We start from the raw sequence: 17675 nt of genomic DNA on the forward strand, positions 1-17675 counted from the left end.
GCGTCCATCTTGTCACCGGCCGACGAAGAACGGGATGTAAGCCGAGGTGGAACGCGTCTCACGGGACGTGCCGAACATCCGCACCTCGATCATGTGGGGCCCCGACGACAGCTCCGACGTGGTCAGCGCGAACCGGTACCGCCCGGCGATCCCCGGCCCGCCGGACGCGGTCGGCACGATGGCCAGCCGCTCGCCGTCCACCCGCACGCTGAACCCGGCCAGCCCGGCCAACTCCTCACCCGGCCGACCCTCCAGCGCGAGGTCGAACACCATCCGCCCGCGCTGCACCGCCGCGCCCTCCGGCACGGTCTGCCCGCTCGCGTCGAGCACCGTGCCGGTCGCCCGCGCCAACTCCCGGTCCCGCCCGTTCAGCGGCTCCTTCTCCACCTTCGGCCGCGCGCCGGAGAACGAGCCGGTCAGCTCCAGGTCCACGTGCGTCGCCTGCACCCGCAGCCCGGTCACCACCGTGACGGGCAGCTTCCCCGACGACGTGACGCGCAACGCCTCCGCCGGCAAGTCCGCCACCACCGGGTACGCCGCCGCCGGCCGCCACGGCACACCGGGCATCGCGGGCCGCAGCGGCACCACCACCCCGGCCACCGACACGGTGAACGACGGTGCCTCCGGTGACGCGTCGGTGTGCAGCAACGCCATCCGCAACTGCCCGCCCGTGACTCCCGGCAACGCCTCCAACGGCCCGGTGGCAGGGGGTTCGACCGCCACCCCGACCGCCACCTCCGGGCCCGGCACCCAGGCCGGAGCCGGAGCGGGAGCCGCGTCGAAGGCGATCCGGCTGATCGCCGCGCGCTGCGCGGTCGGCCCGGCGACGGACACGAGCGCCGTCGCCTCACGCCACCCCGGCACGGCCGGACTGGTCGCCACGACGTCACCGTCGAACACCACCTGCGCGCCGTCACGCCGCAGCACCAGTTCCCACCGGTGGCTGACCCCCGGCTCCATCGCGGGCAGCGTGCGCAGCACCGAGGTCGGCGTCCCGGCGGGCACGACCACCCGCGCGGACGTCGTCCCGGCACTCGTCGCCACCAGCAACCGCACCGCGTCCGGCGGCAACGCGTCACCGCTGACCAGCGACACCGGTCCGGGCACGAGGTCCAGCACCAGCTCGCCGTCGCCGCCGGGCGCGTCGGTCTCCACCACGAACCGGCCCAGGTCGTCCGCGTCGCGCAGCACGAACGGCGTCCGGGACCGCAACGTCGCCGGAGCCGCCGCGCAGTTGCTGCTCAGCACCAGCCGCCGCCCGTCGTCGTCGCGACCCGGGGTGGCCCGCGCGCAGTTCCCGCGTGACGCCAACCGCCACCGCGTCGGATCGGGCGAGTCCGGCTGGTCGAACAGGTCCTCCAGCGCGTGGTCGCCGGAACGCACCGCCTGCGTCCTGCCGGAGCCCTCCGCGGGTGCGGACCGCCGGCCGAACGCGTCCACGGCGAACACCTGCACCGCGTAGTCGCGCTCGTCGTCCAGGCCGTCGATCTGCACGACGGAGTCCGTGACCAGCCTGCTCCGGTCGAGTCGCTCGGCGCCCCACTTCACCTCGTAGCCCGGGGCGTCACCGACCCACCGCAGCTGCAACCGCCGAGGTCCGGACGTCACGGTCAGCTCACGTGGCCGCTCCGGCGGAGGTCCTGCGACGGGCACGACCACGCCTTCGGCGGCGTACGGCTCCAGTGACGTCGGCGGCGGCGCGGACGCGCTCGTCGCGGCGACGGGCTCGCCGACACCGGTCGTCCGCAACACCGCGATCACCCCGGTGAACAGCACCAAACCCGCGGCGACGAGGGCGATCCGGCGACGGTCCATGGCGTCAAGCTAGGTGGCGGGGTGATCGACGTCACCCCGTCGTTGCGGACCCGAGACCAACGATCGCTACAGCGGCCGGATGTCGAACGTCTGCTCCTGCGACCGCACGCCCCACCGTTGCTCCACCGGGAGCACTCGCACCACCAGTTCGTGGCGGCCCGTGGACACGTCGGCCAGGTCGAGCAGGAACTCGTGCCGACCGCCGGCCGACCCGTTCGTGGGCAGGGTGACGAGTCGCTCGCCGTCCAGCTCCACCTCTAGACCTTTGATGGCGGCGATCTCGTGCGCCTGCGGGTCGGGCAGCTCGACCGTCACGCGCACCTTGCCCTCGCGCGGGAACGTGACGCCGCCCGCGGACTCGTGCAGCACGGAGACGGTCGGCGTGGGGACCCTCGGGTCGGGACGTGCGCGGTCGGTGAGCCGGGGCAGCGGGCGGCGGGCGTCCTGGCCGTCGGTGAGGACGAGGTGCGATTCGTACACCGTGACGTCGCCGTCCGACCGCAGCCGCACCTCGGGGTTCGGGTCCGGGGACGGCAGCGGGAAATCGGCGTAGACGACGGACGCGCGGGTCGGGTGGAGCCCCCGGTCCGGCGGCATGAAGACGACCGGCGCGGACCGCGTGCCCAGCTCCGCGGTGATCGGCGCGGTCCGTTCGGCGACCACGGACGCGACCACGCGCACCGACGACGCGCCGTCCAGCCGCGAGTTCGCCGCGTTGCCCAGGGACACCGCGCCGTCCTCGCGGACGCCCGGCCCGAGCGGCACCACGGAGACGGGCACCGGGCTGCTCGGTGCGCCGCCCACGCCGAACATGTCCAGCCGGGTGTCCTGCGCCAGTCGGAACGCCAGGCGCGGCCAGGCCTCCGTCCACGGCACGACCACCGGCGCCCTCGCCACCTCGACGCCGTCGCGGAAGGCCGCCACGGCATCGGGCAGGACGCGCAGCTCCCAGCGGTGCCGGACACCGGGAGTCGGCGGCGGGAACGTGCCGGACCCCGGTGGCGGCGCGTCGTCGGCGGACGCCACGTCACCGCCCAGGTCGAAGCGCGCGCCGAACGGCGAGACGCGCAGCACGACGGCGCCCGGCGGGAACGGCTCGGCCAGGTGACCCAGGTCGTGGAACGGCTCGGGCAGCAGGGCGATCATCAGCTCGTTCTCACCCGGCCGGGACGTCGCCGGACCGTCGGTGGTGAGCACGACCCGGCCGATCGCGCCGTCCGGGTGGGGCATGCCGAACCGCATCGGCACGTTCGACTGCAGGTCGACGCGGTCGCAGCTGATCTCCAGCCGCTTGCCGTTGAGCGGTCGCAGGCCCAGGCAGTCGGTGTTGCCGCCGTCCAGGACCCGCCACCGGCGCGGGTTCAGCGCCTCCGGGCCGTCGAACAGGTCGATCGGCACGACCAGCGCGTCCAGCGACGCGTCGTCGTAGGCGAGTCGGGGCACCGCGTGCGCGGTGGCCGGCTCGGACCGGGTGCCCAGGCCGTCGAGCGCGCGGACCTCGACCGTGACGTCGGCGTTCGCGTCCAGGCCGGTCAGCTCGGTCTCGGTGCCCTGGACCAGGCGGGTGTGGCCGCCCCAGCGCACCTCGAAGCCGCCGTGGCCGAGGCCTTCGGTGGCGGTCCAGGTCGCGCGCAGGCTGGTGCGGTCCAGTGCGGTCAGGGTCAGGTCGGAGGGGCGGACCACCCGTTGCGTGTCGGGAACGTACTCGATGCCGTCGGCCAGGAACCGCTCGAACACCCGGGGCGTCGGGGGAGCGGATTCGTTGCGCAGCACCACGACGGCGCCGCCGAGCAGGGCCAGGCCCCCGACCACCGCGATGAGTTTGCTCCGCTCCACCGGAGCACCCTATGGCGTGCGTGCGAGCGCGGTTCTGCCCTTCAGACCAACGATGCGGCCTCCGCGCGAACCCAGTCGTCGCAGGGCCGCGAGGGCTTCGGGCGCGTCCAGGTCGATGGTCCGGTCGGTGAGCGGCGGCCGGTCCCGCAGGGCCAGGCGGGCGGTGTGACCGGCATCGATGGTCTTGGCGAGGCCGCCGGTGGAGGCGAGCGAGCCGCGGGCCGCGCCGAGCCTGCCCAGCGCGTCGTCCACGGCGTCCAGCAGGGCGCTCCGGTTGCCCTCGCACATCGCGCGGACGAGTTCGGGGCGGCTGCCGGCGACGCGCGTCCCGTCGCCGAACGAGCCCGCGGCCAGCGACAGCGCCAACGGTCCGCCGTCCGCGCCGACGCTGGCCAGCACGGCGGCGAGCAGGTGCGGCAGGTGCGAGATGCGGGCGACGGCGGCGTCGTGCTCGGCGGCGGTGGTGGGGACGACGTGCGCTTTCGCGGCCAGGGCGAGGTCGATGACGTCGGTGAGGACGTCGAGGTCGGTGTCGTCCTCGGCGGTGACGACCCAGGCGGCGTCCTCGAACAGGGTGCCGCGGCCGGCGGGCCAGCCGGACTCGGAGGTGCCGGCCATGGGGTGGCCGCCGACGTACCGGGCGTGCGGCGCGACCCGTCGGACCAGGTCGGCGACCGGGCCCTTGACGCTGACCACGTCGGTGAGCCTGACGCCTCGGGGGAGCGCGCGCAGGACTTCTTCCACAGCCGGCATCGGCACGGCCACGACGACCAGCGCGTCGTCGGTGTGCGCGCGTTCGAGGGCTTCGGCGAGGTCGACGACGTCGTAGCCGCCCTGCCGGGCGGCCTCGGCGTCCTCGCGCGACGCTGTCGCGCCCCATGTCACCCGCCCAGCGGCTGTTGCCGCGCGCAGCACCGAACCACCGATCAACCCGAGCCCGACCACGCAGACGCTTCGCACGACGCCCATCCTGCCGGCGCGGACCACGGCTGCTCGCCATCTGTCCACAGGCCACGCGGTTGTCCACAGGTCGGCGAACGCCCATCGCGCTCCCCGACCGGCCCGGGCAAGGTCGAGGCCATGAACACCACAGCCCCGACCCGGCCCCTCCGCGACTCCCGGACCCGCCCTACCTCAGGGCGTCCAGCGCGAACGCCGTGTAGACGACGACACCGTGCTCCATGGCGGCTTCGTCGAAGAGCACCCGGCTCGAGTGGTTCGCCTCCGCCTGGGCCAGTTCGACCCCGCGCGGGCAGGCGCCCAGGAAGGCCATCGCGCCCGGCACCTTCTGCAGCACGTAGGAGAAGTCTTCGGCGCCCATCAGCGGGTCGTCCATGTAGGCCGCCCACCGCGCGCCGAGGGCCGCCGTCGTGACGTCGATGACGTGCGGTCCGACGACGTCGTCGTTCACCGTGACCGGGTAACCGGGCACGATCTTCACCTCGGCCGTGCAGCCGTGGGCGGCGGCGACGTGCGTGGCGACCTGCTGGAGTTCGCGGTGCACCAGGGTCCTGGTGTCCTCCGACAGCGTCCGGATGGTGCCCTCGACCAGGGCGGTCTCCGGGATGATGTTGGTCGTCGTGCCCGCGACGATCCGGGCGATGGTGACCACGGCCGGCTGGTGCACGCTGACGCGCCGGGCGACCATCGTCTGCAGCGCGCCGACCATGGCGGCGGCGGACGGCACGGGGTCGATCGCGTCGTGCGGCATGCCGCCGTGGCCGCCGCGGCCCTTGACGGTGATGTGGAAGGTGTCCGCCGAGGCCATCGTCGGACCGGAGCGGGAGACGACGACGCCGGACTGGAGCGTCGAGGTGATGTGCAGGGCGAACGCCTTCTCCACCGGCGGGCCGGCCGCGTCGAGCACGCCCTCGTCCAGCATGTGCCGCGCGCCGTGCTCGCCCTCCTCGCCGGGTTGGAACATGAACACGACCTGACCGGCCAGCGCGTCCCGGCGTGACGACAGCAGGCGGGCGGAGGAGGCGAGCATCGCGACGTGCGTGTCGTGACCACAGGCGTGCATGGAGCCGTCGACCTCGGAGGCGTACGCCAGGCCCGTTTCCTCCTGGAGCGGGAGGGCGTCCATGTCGCCGCGCAGCAGGACGGTCGGTCCGGGCTTGCCGCCGCGCAGCACCGCGGTGACCGAGCTGCTGGACTTGCCGGTGGTCACCTCGAGGGGCAGGCCGGACAGCGCGTGCCGGATCGCCGCCTGGGTCGCGGGCAGGTCCAAGCCCTGCTCCGGGTGCCGGTGCACTTGCCGTCGCAACGCCACTGTCCTGGGCTGAAGGGCGCGGGCGGCCTCCACCAACCCGGTGAACCGGGGTTCGGGGGCGGTCGTCAAGGCGTTCGGCAGAGTTGTGCTCATCCCACGATAGTGGCATCGCTCGGCCCCCCGTGCCCGTGGCCGAGGCCCCCGTGGTACCAGGTGGCCGGGGGTGGCCTTACGGTGTGCACATGGCACACGAGGAGCCGGTCAACGGCTTCGCTGTCGCAGTGGTCCGTGAAGACGGCCGCTGGCGGTGCAGCAGGATGGACAGCTCAGCCCTGTCCGAGCTCGACGCGGCCATCACGGAACTGCGCCAACTGAGGTCGACCGGCGCCGTCTTCGGGTTGCTGGCGGTGGACGACGAGTTCTTCATCGTCCTGCGCCCGGTGCCCGGCGGTGTGTCGCTGCTCCTGTCCGACGCGGCAGCCGCGCTCGACTACGACATCGCCGCCGACGTGCTCGACCTGCTCCGGGTGGACCCACCCGACGAGGAGGACGACGAGCTGTGGCCGGAGGGCGACCTCGCGGTGCTCGCCGACCTGGGCATGCCGGAGCACGAGATGCAGGTGGTCGTGGACGAGGTCGACCTGTACCCGGACGAGCAGCTGCAGATGATCGCGCAGCGGTGCGGCTTCGGCGACGAGTTCACCAAGCTGCTGGACAGCATCCAGGCGTGACGCCCCACGTGCCGGACGAGGCCCTGGTCCAAGCCGCCCTCGACGTCGCAGCCCTGGCGCCGAGGACCGGCGACATCCCGATCGGCGCGGTCGTCTACGCACCTGACGGCGCGGAACTGGCCAGAGCCTGCAACGCCCGCGAAGCCCTCGGCGACCCGACCGCGCACGCCGAGGTCCTGGCCCTCCGCGCCGCCGCGGCGGCCTACGGCGACGGCTGGCGGCTGACCGGCTGCACGCTCGCCGTGACGGTCGAGCCGTGCACCATGTGCGCCGGCGCCCTGGTCCTGGCCCGGGTGTCCCGCGTGGTGTTCGGGGCCTGGGAACCACGCACCGGAGCGGTCGGCTCCCTCTGGGACGTGGTTCGCGACCGACGCCTCAACCACCGACCGGAAGTGATCGGCGGTGTCCTGGAAGACCGGTGCGCCGCCCTGATGGAGTCGTTCTTCGCCGACCTGTGACACCGACGCGAGAGAGCCCCGCTCACCTGGTGGTGAACGGGGCTCTCAGCTGCGGTGGCGGTGGGATTTGAACCCACGGAGGCTTTCACCTCACACGCTTTCGAGGCGTGCTCCTTCGGCCGCTCGGACACGCCACCGCCGAGAACAATACAAGACCGCCGGAGCCGGACCTAACGGGGGTGGGGGTTGAGGGCCGGCTGGTCGCAGCGTCCTGCCTACTCCTGCGCTTCGGGGTCGGCGACCACACCAAGATCGCAGGTAGACGATTCTTCCTCGACGCTGGTGGTACCCCGGTGCCTGGTCATCGAGCGGCGAGGTGGTGGGCATGCGTTTCGGCAACACGGAAGTGCGGTTCCTGGGTGGCGGGGCCGGCTGCCTCACGATGCTGCTGGCGTCCGTCGTGATCTCCATCCTCCTCACGGTGCTGCTGAACGTCCTGCTGTGACGTCCCCACGTGAGGCGGTGACGGCCGCCGCGCCCGGTCGGCCGGAGCCGCACGCACACGGGCGCCGATCCGAGCCTCGTCAGGCCGGGTCGGCGCCCCTGTAGTGCGTTCCGTGCCCCGTGCCGGCGCTGGGAGGGCCACCGGGAGGCACGGCCATGACCCTACTCTATTCTCGAACACACGTTCGAGTGAGGGGTAAGGGTCAACAGTTAGTGACGGTGTCTTCCGCCGTTCACTCGATCCGGGGAGGATGCGCGAACCCGCCAATTACCGGAGGACCCGTTGAGATCTACCCCGCTCCGCCTCGGACTGGCGATCACCGCCGCCTCGGCCGTCACGCTCGCCCTGGCGACGCCGATCCACGCGGCACCCAGCACGGACGCGCTCATCGCCGAGGTCTACGGCGGCGGCGGCAACTCCGGCGCGACGCTGACCCAGGACTTCGTCGAACTGGCGAACGCCGGCGCGGCGCCCGTGAGCGTCGACGGCTGGAGCGTGCAGTACCTGCCGGCTGGCGCGAGCGCGGCCAGCCAGTGGCAGGTCACCCCGCTGACCGGCTCGATCGCCCCCGCCGGCCGCTTCCTGATCGCCCAGTCCAAGGGCGCCGGCGGCACCGTCGACCTGCCCGCGCCGGACGTCACCGGCACGATCGCCATGGGCGGATCGGGCGGCACGATCGCCCTCGTCACCGAGACCACCCGGTTGACCTGCAAGACCGCCGCGGACTGCGCCGCCGACACGCGCGTCCGCGACCTGGTCGGCTACGGCTCGTCGACAGTCGTCCGGGAGACCGCGCCGACCGCCAACCCGGGCAACACGACCTCCGTCGCCCGCGCCACGCTGACCGACACCGACGACAACTCGGCCGACTTCACCGTCGGCGCGCCGACCCCGGTCAACGCCGCGGGCCAGGGACCGGGCAACCCCGATCCCGACCCGGAACCCGAGCCCGGCGACAAGCGGATCCGCGACATCCAGGGCACCACCCGCATCTCGCCGCTGGTGGACCAGAAGGTCGCCGGCGTTCCCGGCGTCGTCACCGCGACCCGCGCGTTCGGCGACCGCGGCTTCTGGATCCAGGACACCGCCCCGGACACCGACCCGCGCACCAGCGAGGGCGTGTTCGTCTACACCGGCGCCCTCGCCCCGACCGTGGAGCCGGGTGACGAGGTGCTGGTCTCCGGCACCGTCGCCGAGTACCGGCCCGGCGGCGACTCGGCGGGCAACTCCAACCAGACGCTCACCGAGATCACCGGCGCCACCGTCACGGTGAAGTCCAAGGGCAACGCCCTCCCGGCGCCGGAGACCCTGAACCCGCCGGCCGGCTACCTGCCCACGGCGGGCGGTGGGAGCATCGAGTCCCTGCCGCTCGACCCGGCGACCTACGGCCAGGACTACTACGAGTCCCGCGAGGGCATGTACGTCCAGGTCGAGGACGCGCGCGTGGTCGGACCCACCAACAGGTTCGGCGAGGCCTGGATCACCACCCTCCCGACCCAGAACCCGACCGCCCGCGGCGGCACGATCTACCTCGGCTACGACCAGCCCAACAGCGGCCGGATCAAGGTCAAGCCCGCCGCCGCCACCCCGCAGACCAGCAACGTCGGCGACGTGTGGCGCGGCACGACGGTCGGCAACGTCGAGTACACCAACTTCGGCGGCTACACCCTGGCCACCAAGACGGTCGGCGAGCACGTCTCCGGCGGCATCACGCCCGAGGTCACGGACGCGCAGCGCACGTACGAGCTGTCGGTGGCCACGTACAACGTGGAGAACCTGGCCGCCACCAACGACCAGGCCAAGTTCGACCGCCTCGCCGCGGCCGTCGTGAGCAACCTCAAGAGCCCGGACGTGGTGGTGCTGGAGGAGATCCAGGACGACAACGGCCCGACCGACGACGGCACGGTGGCGGCGGACGCGACGTTCGCCAAGTTCACCGACGCCATCGTCGCCGCGGGCGGTCCGCGCTACGAGTGGCGCCAGATCGACCCGCAGGACAAGCAGGACGGCGGCCAGCCGGGCGGCAACATCCGGGTGGCGTTCCTGTTCGACCCGGCACGGGTGTCCTTCGTGGACCGGCCGGGCGGCGACGCCACCACGCCGGTGTCGGTCGTCCGCGAGCGCGGCCGGGCCGCGCTGTCCGTGTCACCGGGGCGCGTCGCGCCCGCCGACCCGGCGTGGGAGGACAGCCGCAAGCCGCTGGCCGGCGAGTTCAAGTTCCGCGGTCGCACGGTGTTCGTGGTGGCGAACCACTTCGCCTCCAAGGGCGGCGACCAGGCCGTGCACGGCCGCTACCAGGAGCCCGTGCGCGGTTCCGAGGTGCAGCGCGCCCAGCAGGCGACCCTGCTGCGCGGTTTCGTGGACCAGGTGAAGGCGGTCGACCGCAACGCCAACGTGGTCATCGCGGGTGACATCAACGACTACCAGTTCTCGCCCGTCGTCCGGACCCTGACCGGCAACGGCGACGTCGTGGCCCTGATCGACACGCTGCCCGAGCCCGAGCGGTACAGCTACGTGTTCGAGGGCAACTCGCAGACCCTGGACCACATCCTGATCAGCGCCAACATCATCCGGTACCGCTACGACGTGGTGCACATCAACGCCGAGTTCGCCGACCAGGCGAGCGACCACGACCCGCAGGTCGTGAAGGTGCGCCCCAGCACCGGCAACGCGCACGTCGACCGGCTGCTGTTCCAGCTGGAGGACGTCGTGGAGCACCTGCCGCGGCCGTAGCCCGGAGCAGTGGAGAGGCCCCTTCGGACACGTGGTCCGAGGGGGCCTTCTCCGTGTTGACCGCGGGTCGTCCGCCGCCGTCAGCCCGGCACGGGCGCAGGCGTGCTGGGGACGGCGGTCGTGCTGGGGACGGGCTTGGTGGTCAAGGTGGGCTCGGGCCGAGGGCTGACAGTGGGCTCCGGCCTCGTGGTGACGGTGGGGTCGGGCCGGGTGGTGGCCGTGGGCTCGGGCCTGGTGGTGCTCGGGACCGGCCTGGTGGTGGTCGGAGGCGTGGGCGAGTCGGCGCACCGCGCGTCCGCCGGCAGGTCGGCGTGCTCGTCGCCGACGAAGTAGATGGCGCTGGACCACTGGGTGCCGCCGTCCTGCCTGCCGACGTTCAACCAGACGTCGTTGGTGTAGCCGTAGTCCGTGACCGATTCGCCGTGCACCCAGCAGTAGACCCCCGTCGTCGCGCCTTCGGCAATCTGGCCCCCCGGCGCGGGCAGGCACGCCGTCGACGGGCAGATCCGGGCGTTGACCGCGTGCCACGTGGTGGCCCTGTACGCCGGCGGGCCGCTCGCGCCCACCTCGCTCGCGGGCTGGGCCAGTGCCACGGCGACGCCGGCGAGCAGCCCCGAAACGGCCAGTGACGCGGCGACGGCGGTCTTGACGATCCTCATGCGCATGTCCTCCCGGTGATCACGGTCGATCACTCGGTACACGCGCTCGGCGATGTCCCGCGTTGCACCGCCAGGCCGGGGAAAGCAGCAGGGCCCCGGTCACCTGACGGTGGCGGGGCCCTGATCTGCGGAGGATACGGGATTTGAACCCGTGAGGGGGTTAACCCAACACGATTTCCAGTCGTGCGCACTAGGCCACTATGCGAATCCTCCGCTGGAGAGACTACCGGAGGGCGGTGGCGCGACCCAAAACGGGTGGTCTTGGGACGGTGCATCGGTCGTCGATGGGTTCGGTTAGGCTTGCCTAATGAAGCGTGCTCTCGTGATCGCCTTGTCCGCTCTGCTGCTGGCCGCCTGCGGGAGCGGTGGTGGTGGCGGCAGCACCGGGCCGGCGGCGGACGGGGTGGTGGTCGACACCCGGTTCGGTCCCGTGACGGTCGACAAGCCGCCGACGCGGGTCGTCGCGCTGGGGTGGTCCGACGCCGAGACGGCGCTGGCGCTGGGCGTGCAGCCGGTGGGCGCGAGCGACTGGCTGGCGTTCGGCGGCAAGGGTGTCGGCCCGTGGGCGGAAGGGCTGTACCAGGAGGCCCCGAAGCTGCTCGGCACCACGGAGATCGACTACGAGGCCGTCGCCGCGCTCCAGCCCGACCTCATCCTCAACACCCGGTCGGACAACGACGAGAAGAAGCACGAGACGCTGTCCCGGATCGCGCCCACCATCGCCGCGCCCGAGGACGTCATCCCCTACGGCACGACGTGGCGGCAGCAGGTCGAGTCGATCGCGAAGGCCCTGGGCAAGGTCGCCGAGGGCGAGAAGATCATCGCGGACCTGGACGCGAAGTTCGCCGCCAACAAGAAGTTCGACGGCAAGACCACCGTCGTCGGCGCGCACTTCGACGGCAAGTTCGGCGCGTACGTCTCCGGTGACGCCCGCACGGACTTCATGAAGGCCATCGGCTTCACCCCGCGCCAGGACGTCGAGGACCTGGCGTCCGGCACGTTCTACGTGGACATCTCCGCCGAGCGGCTGGACCTGCTCGACGCCGACCTGACCGTGCTGTTCCCCATCGGCGGTGACGCGTCCGCGCTCAAGGCCAACCCGCTGGTGAGCGAGAAGGCGTTGATCCTGGAGGACGAGGACCTGGTCAACGCCTTCTCCAGCGGCTCGTCACTCGGCATGGCCTACGCGCTCGACCACGCCGTCCCGCTGTTCACCACCGCGCTGGGCTAGCTGTACTGCCCTGGGAGGTTGTGGGCGGTCCGACACGTAGTCGGATGATGTTGGAATGAGGGAGGGCCTCCGGGTTCGGTGTGGATTGCGACGTCTACACCAAGCCCACGGAGGCCCTCGTGACCCACGCTAACGCACCGCTGACCCCGGCGGGCAGGCTGCGCCTGGCCCGGTGTGTCGTGCAGGACGGCTGGCCGCTGCGACGCGCGGCCGAGCGGTTCCAGGTCTCGCCGACCACCGCCGCGCGCTGGGCCCGGCGCTACCGCGAGCACGGGGAGGCGGGTCTGGTCGACCGCTCCAGCCGCCCCCACCGCAGCCCACGCCGCCTGCCGACCCGCCGCGAGCGCCGCATCGTGAAGGTGCGTCTGGCGCGTCGGTGGGGGCCGGCCCGCATCGCCTACCTGCTCGGCCTGAACCCCTCCACGGTGCACCGGGTGCTGCGGCGTTTCGGCCTGGCCCGCCTGGCGCACCTGGACCGGGCCACCGCCGTGCCGGTGCGCCGCTACGAACACGCCGCGCCCGGCGACCTGGTCCACGTCGACATCAAGAAGCTGGGCAACATCCCCGACGGCGGCGGCCACAAGGTCCACGGCCGGCAGGCCGGCGGGCGCAACAGCTCCGCCCACCGCGACCCGGGCAGGCCGCGCAAGGTCCACGGCCGTCCCAACCTCGGCTACGCCTACCTGCACAACGCCGTGGACGACCACTCCCGCCTGGCCTACACCGAAATCCTCCCGGACGAGACCAAGCAGACCGCCGCCGCGTTCTGGACCAGGGCGCAAGCGTTCTTCCGGGCCGCCGGGGTGACGGTGAAACGGGTGCTGACCGACAACGGCTCCTGCTACCGCTCACACCTGTGGCGCGACACCCTCACCCAGTCCGGCATCACCCACAAACGCACCCGCGCCTACCGGCCGCAGACCAACGGCAAGGTCGAACGCTTCAACCGCACCCTGCTCGACGAATGGGCCTACGCCCAGGCATACCGGTCCGAGACCGAGCGGCGAGAGGCGCTGCCGCGATGGCTGCACACCTACAATCACCACCGCGGCCACACCGCACTCGGCGGCCAGCCACCCGCCACCCGCGTACCCAACCTCACAGGACAGAACAGCTAGCAGAACCAGCCGTCGGCCACCCAGCCGTTCGCGTTGATGTGCCCGTAGGCGAAGCCGTAGACGTAGTTGCCCGACTTCGGGCCCTTCACCAGGAACGTCTGGCCCCGGTAGAGGGTGCCCATCCACGGGCCGTCGTGGGGGGCGGTGCGGACGTAGAGGTCGTTGGCGCACACGGTCTCGCGCTGGCCGATGGTGCCGTTGGCCGCCTGCGCGGGGGTCGCGGTGGCGACGAGGGCGACCGCGGCGACCAGTGCCGCTGTTGTCCTCACCACGAGTCGTACCCCCCGATGCACTCGATCCGGATGTAGCCCCAGTCGTTCGGGCCGAAGTCCATGCTCGCCGCCCACCCGTTGTAGACCGGGTGGGCTCCGGGCGTGTGGCCGATCTTGTTGCCGTACGTCAGGGTCCGCTTGTACTCGACCGGGCCGACCGCGTGGTTGTAGTTGCCGTAGAAGCTCGCCGTCTGGCAGACGACGATGGCGTGTCGGGGCGGGACCGGTTCGGCCGCCGCGGTGGTGGCTCCGAGCATCAGGGCGGTGCACGCGAGGACGAGAGCCCTCATTTGGTTCCTCCTTCACCGGGTAGTGCCACTGATCGGTGAAAGCTTCCCGTGTGGGGAGTGGGCCCGGACAGGGCCGGACGAGCGACCGGCTACACTTGGGGCGGACCTCGTGCGGCACATATCTCGCGAACCTCCCCAGGGCCGGAAGGCAGCAAGGATAAGCGGGCTCTGGTGGGTGCACGGGGTCCCCTTTCTTTGTCGGACCCTCCCGGTAAGGTCGCCGACGTGGCGCTCGCCCTCTATCGCAAGTACCGTCCGGCCACCTTCGGCGAGGTGGTCGGCCAGGAGCACGTCACCGATCCGCTGCGCACCGCCCTGGGCGCCGGTCGGATCAACCACGCCTACCTGTTCTCCGGCCCGCGCGGCTGTGGCAAGACGTCCAGCGCCCGGATCCTCGCGCGCTCGCTGAACTGCGTGCAGGGCCCGACGCCCGACCCGTGCGGCGAGTGCAACTCGTGCATCGGCCTGGCGCCCAACGGCCCCGGCAGCGTGGACGTGGTGGAGCTCGACGCGGCCAGCCACGGCGGCGTGGACGACGCCCGCGAGCTGCGGGACAAGGCGTTCTACTCGCCCGCCGAGGCGCGCTACCGGGTGTTCATCATCGACGAGGCGCACATGGTCACCACGCAGGGCTTCAACGCCCTGCTGAAGATCGTGGAAGAGCCGCCCGAGCACCTGATCTTCATCTTCGCCACCACCGAGCCGGACAAGGTGCTGCCCACCATCCGCTCGCGCACGCACCACTACCCGTTCCGGCTGATCCCGCCGAGCGCGATGCGGGCGCTGCTGGAGCGCAACTGCGCGGCCGAGGGCGTGACGGTCGACCCGTCGGTGTTCCCGCTGGTCATCCGCGCGGGCGGAGGGTCGGCGCGGGACACGCAGTCGGTGATGGACCAGCTGCTGTCCGGCGCGGGCCCCGAGGGCGTCCGGTACGACCGGGCGATCGCGCTGCTCGGCGTGACGGACGTGGCGCTGATCAACGACGTGGTGGACGGCCTGGCGGCGGGTGACGGCTCGGCCGTGTTCGGCACCATCGACCGCCTGGTCGAGGCCGGGCACGACCCGCGCCGGTTCGCCTCCGACCTGCTCGACCGGCTGCGCGACCTGGTGCTGCTGCACGCCGTGCCGGACGCGGCCGAGCGCGGCCTGGTGTCCGCGCCGGACGACGAGCTGGCCAAGATGGCGGCCCAGCGCGAGGCGACCAGGCCGGGCACCGTCACCCGGTGGGCGGAGATCCTGCACCAGGGGTTGACGGAGATGCGCGGCTCGACCGCGCCCCGGCTGCTCCTCGAACTCGTGTCCTCGCGGATGCTGCTGCCGTCGGTGGGCGATGTCGAGTCGGGTCTGCTGCAACGCGTCGAGCAGCTGGAACGCCACGGTCCTCCCGCCGGCGACGCGGCGGGTGGTCCCTCGGCCGGCCCGGTCGAGCCCAAGTTCCAACGCCCCTCGCAGCGTCCCGCGTCGAGCGCCGACGACCCGCCCGCCGCGAGCAGCGCTCCGGCGCCCGTGCCGGCTGTCGAACGGCCCGCGGCACCGGTGGCGGAACGGCCGGTGGCACCGGTGGCCGAAAGGCCCGCGGCGGCCCCGGTCGGTCCGCCGCCCCCGCCTCCGGTCCTGCGCTCAGTGCCGACGCCTCAACCCGCCGCCGTGGAGCGGTCCGAGCAACCCACGCCGGTCGAGCCTGACGCACCCGCCCCCGCCGAAGTGCCGGCAGTCCCGGTGGCGTCCGGCGGGTCGGCGGCGCCCGCGGGCGGTGTCGACGCGGCCGAGGTGCGGCGGCGCTGGTCGGAGCTGTTGGGCGTGGTCCGCGGCAGCAGCCGGAGCACCGAGGCGATGCTCACCAACGCGACCGTCGCCGACGTCGACGGCACCACGATCACCCTCACCCACACGTCCGCCCCGCTGGCCCGCCGCCTCGCCGAGCCGCGCAACGCCGACGCCATCGCGGCGGCGTTCGCGCAGGTCCTCGGCGGCACGTGGCAGGTGCGGTGCGTCCACGGCGACGCGAGCGCCGCACCGGCCCGCCAGGCGGCGCAGAAGCCGCAGCGCCCGGCCCCGACCAGGCCGAGCCAGAACGCCCAGGCGCCCGGCCAGGCCCAGCCCCGCCCGCCGGAGCCGACGACCCGTCAGTCGCCGCCCGCCCGGACGAGCCAGGTGGACGACGTGCCGCCGCCGCCCGAGCCGCCGGAGCCCGACGACCCCCTCCCGCCGGAGCCGGTGGACGAGGAGGAGATGTTGGCCGAGGCCGCCCGCCCCGGCGAGGACGACGGCCGGCGGCTCGACCCGGAGGCCGTGGTGCTCAAGCTGCTGGCCGACGAGCTGGGCGCCCGCCCGTTGAAGGGCTGATCGACCCGACGGCCGGCGGACTACGCTGGTGGACGGCGGCATACCCCGAAGAGAGGAACCCGCGGTGCAACCCGGTGGGCCCAACATGCAGCAAATCCTCCAGCAGGCGCAGAAGATGCAGCAGCAGCTGGCCACTGCGCAGCAGGAGCTGGCCGAGGCCGAGGTCACCGGCACCGCCGGTGGCGGGCTGGTCACCGCCGTGGTGACCGGCGGCGGCGAGCTCAAGAGCCTGGACATCGACCCCAAGGCGGTCGACCCGGACGACGTCGAGACGCTGTCCGACCTCATCGTCGCGGCCGTGCGCGACGCGAACCGCGCCGCCCAGGAGCTGGCCGCGGAGAAGATGGGTCCGCTCGCCGGCGGCATGGGCGGGATGGACGACCTCGGTGGTCTCGGGAAGCTGTTCGGCTGATGTACGAAGGGCCCGTCCAGGACTTGATCGACGAGCTCGGCCGGTTGCCGGGCGTCGGTCCGAAGAGCGCGCAGCGCATCGCCTTCCACCTGCTCGCCGCGGACCCGGCCGACATCGGCCGGCTCCAGGACGCGTTGCAGAAGGTCAAGGACGGCGTGGTGTTCTGCGACGTGTGCGGCAACGTCTCGGCCGAGACGACCTGCCGCATCTGTCGCGACCCGCGCCGTGACCTGACCCTGATCTGCGTGGTGGAGGAGCCGAAGGACGTGCTCGCGGTGGAGCGGACCCGGGAGTTCAAGGGCCGCTACCACGTCCTGGGCGGCGCGCTCGACCCGTTGTCCGGCGTCGGTCCGGACCAGCTGCGGATCAGGCAGCTGCTGACCCGGATCGGCACGGACGTCAACGAGATCATCATCGCCACGGACCCGAACACCGAGGGTGAGGCGACCGCGACGTACCTGGTGCGGATGCTGCGGGACTTCCCGGGCCTCTCCGTCACCAGGCTCGCGTCGGGCCTGCCGATGGGCGGCGACCTGGAGTTCGCCGACGAGCTCACCCTCGGCCGGGCGCTGTCCGGCCGGCGCAGCATGTGAGGCTCGTCGCGGTCGACGGGCCGTCGGGTTCGGGCAAGTCGACCTACGCGGCGCGCCTCGCGGAAGAGCTGGGCGTCGGGGGGCTGGGCGCGGCCGTGGTGCCGACGGACCACTTCGCCACCTGGACCGACCCGGTGGCGTGGTGGCCGCGCCTGCTCGCGGACGTCCTCGAACCGCTCTGGCACGGCCGCGCGGCGTGCTACCGGCGGATGGACTGGACCGGCGGACTGCCGAAGCTCGGCGAACCGGTGACCGTGCCGGTGCCCGAGGTGCTGATCATCGAGGGCGTCTCGGCGGCCCGCCGGTCGATCTCGGCACGCTTGGACGAGGCGATCTGGGTCGAGCTGCCGGACCCTGAGGAACGACTGCGCCGTGCCGTCGCGCGGGACGGCGAAGCGAGCCGCGAGCACCTCCGTCGCTGGCAGGCGTTCGAACGCGGCTGGTTCGCCGTGGACGGCGCGAAGGCCCGCGCCGACCGGATCGTCACGGTCACCTGAACCCGGTCGCTGAACCCCGGTCACCTG

General features: G+C 72.7%; 16 protein-coding genes, 2 tRNA genes and 1 other RNA gene. 10 read left to right on the forward strand and 9 right to left on the reverse strand.

The genetic code is table 11. From position 1 onward, the window contains the following. Positions 1-12: 12 nt before the first annotated feature. From ACRAKI_RS01045 to ACRAKI_RS01060, 4 genes are all read right to left on the reverse strand, one after another. Positions 13-1815 carry a hypothetical protein gene (locus ACRAKI_RS01045; RefSeq protein ID WP_447005175.1) on the reverse strand — a complete coding sequence of 601 codons (1803 nt, stop codon included), beginning with the start codon at positions 1813-1815 and terminating at the stop codon, positions 13-15. A 66-nt stretch (positions 1816-1881) separates the two neighbouring features. Further along, entirely contained in the window at positions 1882-3651 is a 1770-nt protein-coding gene (locus ACRAKI_RS01050; RefSeq protein WP_447005176.1) for a fibronectin type III domain-containing protein, read from the reverse strand. 9 nt (positions 3652-3660) lie between these two features. Next, positions 3661-4611, reverse strand: coding sequence for a prephenate dehydrogenase (locus ACRAKI_RS01055; RefSeq protein WP_447005177.1), 951 nt, complete (start codon positions 4609-4611; stop codon positions 3661-3663). A 169-nt stretch (positions 4612-4780) separates the two neighbouring features. Then, positions 4781-6016 carry a M20 metallopeptidase family protein gene (locus ACRAKI_RS01060; RefSeq protein WP_447005178.1) on the reverse strand — a complete coding sequence of 412 codons (1236 nt, stop codon included), beginning with the start codon at positions 6014-6016 and terminating at the stop codon, positions 4781-4783. An 89-nt stretch (positions 6017-6105) separates the two neighbouring features. Between ACRAKI_RS01060 and ACRAKI_RS01065 the strand changes: the two genes are divergently transcribed. Then, entirely contained in the window at positions 6106-6594 is a 489-nt protein-coding gene (locus ACRAKI_RS01065; protein ID WP_447005179.1) for a tRNA adenosine deaminase-associated protein, read from the forward strand. Beyond that, positions 6591-7052, forward strand: a complete 462-nt coding sequence (locus tag ACRAKI_RS01070; protein WP_447005180.1) for a nucleoside deaminase — start codon at positions 6591-6593, stop codon at positions 7050-7052. The genes ACRAKI_RS01065 and ACRAKI_RS01070 overlap by 4 nt, the downstream gene beginning before the upstream one ends. A gap of 52 nt (positions 7053-7104) precedes the next feature. On the opposite strand, the gene ACRAKI_RS01075 is transcribed toward ACRAKI_RS01070, so the two are convergent. Continuing rightward, positions 7105-7189: transfer RNA gene (locus tag ACRAKI_RS01075), tRNA-Ser, on the reverse strand. A gap of 590 nt (positions 7190-7779) precedes the next feature. On the opposite strand from ACRAKI_RS01075, the gene ACRAKI_RS01080 reads away from it, so the two are divergent. Further along, complete coding sequence (locus ACRAKI_RS01080; protein ID WP_447005181.1) at positions 7780-10230, forward strand: endonuclease/exonuclease/phosphatase family protein; 2451 nt, start codon at positions 7780-7782, stop codon at positions 10228-10230. Positions 10231-10310: 80 nt separating this feature from the next. Here the strand turns inward: ACRAKI_RS01080 and ACRAKI_RS01085 are convergent, their stop codons facing one another. Further along, the gene (locus ACRAKI_RS01085; protein ID WP_447005182.1) at positions 10311-10889 is read right to left on the reverse strand and encodes a hypothetical protein; all 579 of its coding nucleotides are present in this window, start codon (positions 10887-10889) and stop codon (positions 10311-10313) included. A gap of 128 nt (positions 10890-11017) precedes the next feature. Further along, positions 11018-11102, reverse strand: a tRNA-Ser gene (locus tag ACRAKI_RS01090). A gap of 94 nt (positions 11103-11196) precedes the next feature. Here ACRAKI_RS01090 and ACRAKI_RS01095 point away from each other — a divergent pair. Together ACRAKI_RS01095 and ACRAKI_RS01100 are read left to right on the forward strand one after the other, a co-directional pair. Next, the gene (locus ACRAKI_RS01095; protein WP_447005183.1) at positions 11197-12120 is read left to right on the forward strand and encodes an iron-siderophore ABC transporter substrate-binding protein; all 924 of its coding nucleotides are present in this window, start codon (positions 11197-11199) and stop codon (positions 12118-12120) included. 119 nt (positions 12121-12239) lie between these two features. After that, entirely contained in the window at positions 12240-13238 is a 999-nt protein-coding gene (locus ACRAKI_RS01100) for an IS481 family transposase (protein ID WP_447003591.1), read from the forward strand. Here the strand turns inward: ACRAKI_RS01100 and ACRAKI_RS01105 are convergent. Together ACRAKI_RS01105 and ACRAKI_RS01110 are read right to left on the reverse strand one after the other, a co-directional pair. Beyond that, positions 13235-13510 (reverse strand): hypothetical protein, encoded by a 276-nt coding sequence (locus ACRAKI_RS01105; protein ID WP_447005184.1) that lies wholly within the window; start codon positions 13508-13510, stop codon positions 13235-13237. The genes ACRAKI_RS01100 and ACRAKI_RS01105 overlap by 4 nt on opposite strands. After that, a complete protein-coding gene (locus ACRAKI_RS01110) occupies positions 13504-13800 on the reverse strand; it encodes a hypothetical protein (protein WP_447005185.1) in 297 nt (98 codons plus the stop codon). The genes ACRAKI_RS01105 and ACRAKI_RS01110 overlap by 7 nt, the downstream gene beginning before the upstream one ends. A 99-nt stretch (positions 13801-13899) precedes the next feature. On the opposite strand from ACRAKI_RS01110, the gene ffs reads away from it, so the two are divergent. The 5 genes from ffs to ACRAKI_RS01135 all read left to right on the forward strand — a co-directional run bounded on the left by ffs (position 13900) and on the right by ACRAKI_RS01135 (position 17648). After that, an RNA gene (gene ffs / locus ACRAKI_RS01115) (signal recognition particle sRNA small type) lies at positions 13900-13994 on the forward strand. Between the two features lie 31 nt (positions 13995-14025). Further along, positions 14026-16146 (forward strand): DNA polymerase III subunit gamma and tau, encoded by a 2121-nt coding sequence (locus ACRAKI_RS01120; RefSeq protein WP_447005186.1) that lies wholly within the window; start codon positions 14026-14028, stop codon positions 16144-16146. A gap of 85 nt (positions 16147-16231) precedes the next feature. Next, on the forward strand, positions 16232-16558 hold the full coding sequence (locus ACRAKI_RS01125; protein ID WP_231500292.1) for a YbaB/EbfC family nucleoid-associated protein: 327 nt from the start codon (positions 16232-16234) through the stop codon (positions 16556-16558). Continuing rightward, the gene (gene recR, locus ACRAKI_RS01130) at positions 16558-17151 is read left to right on the forward strand and encodes a recombination mediator RecR (RefSeq protein ID WP_184927046.1); all 594 of its coding nucleotides are present in this window, start codon (positions 16558-16560) and stop codon (positions 17149-17151) included. The genes ACRAKI_RS01125 and recR overlap by 1 nt, the downstream gene beginning before the upstream one ends. Next, entirely contained in the window at positions 17148-17648 is a 501-nt protein-coding gene (locus tag ACRAKI_RS01135) for a uridine kinase family protein (protein WP_447005187.1), read from the forward strand. Before recR ends, ACRAKI_RS01135 begins: the two co-directional genes overlap by 4 nt. Positions 17649-17675: the final 27 nt, after the last annotated feature.

The organism is Saccharothrix isguenensis (assembly GCF_052936305.1).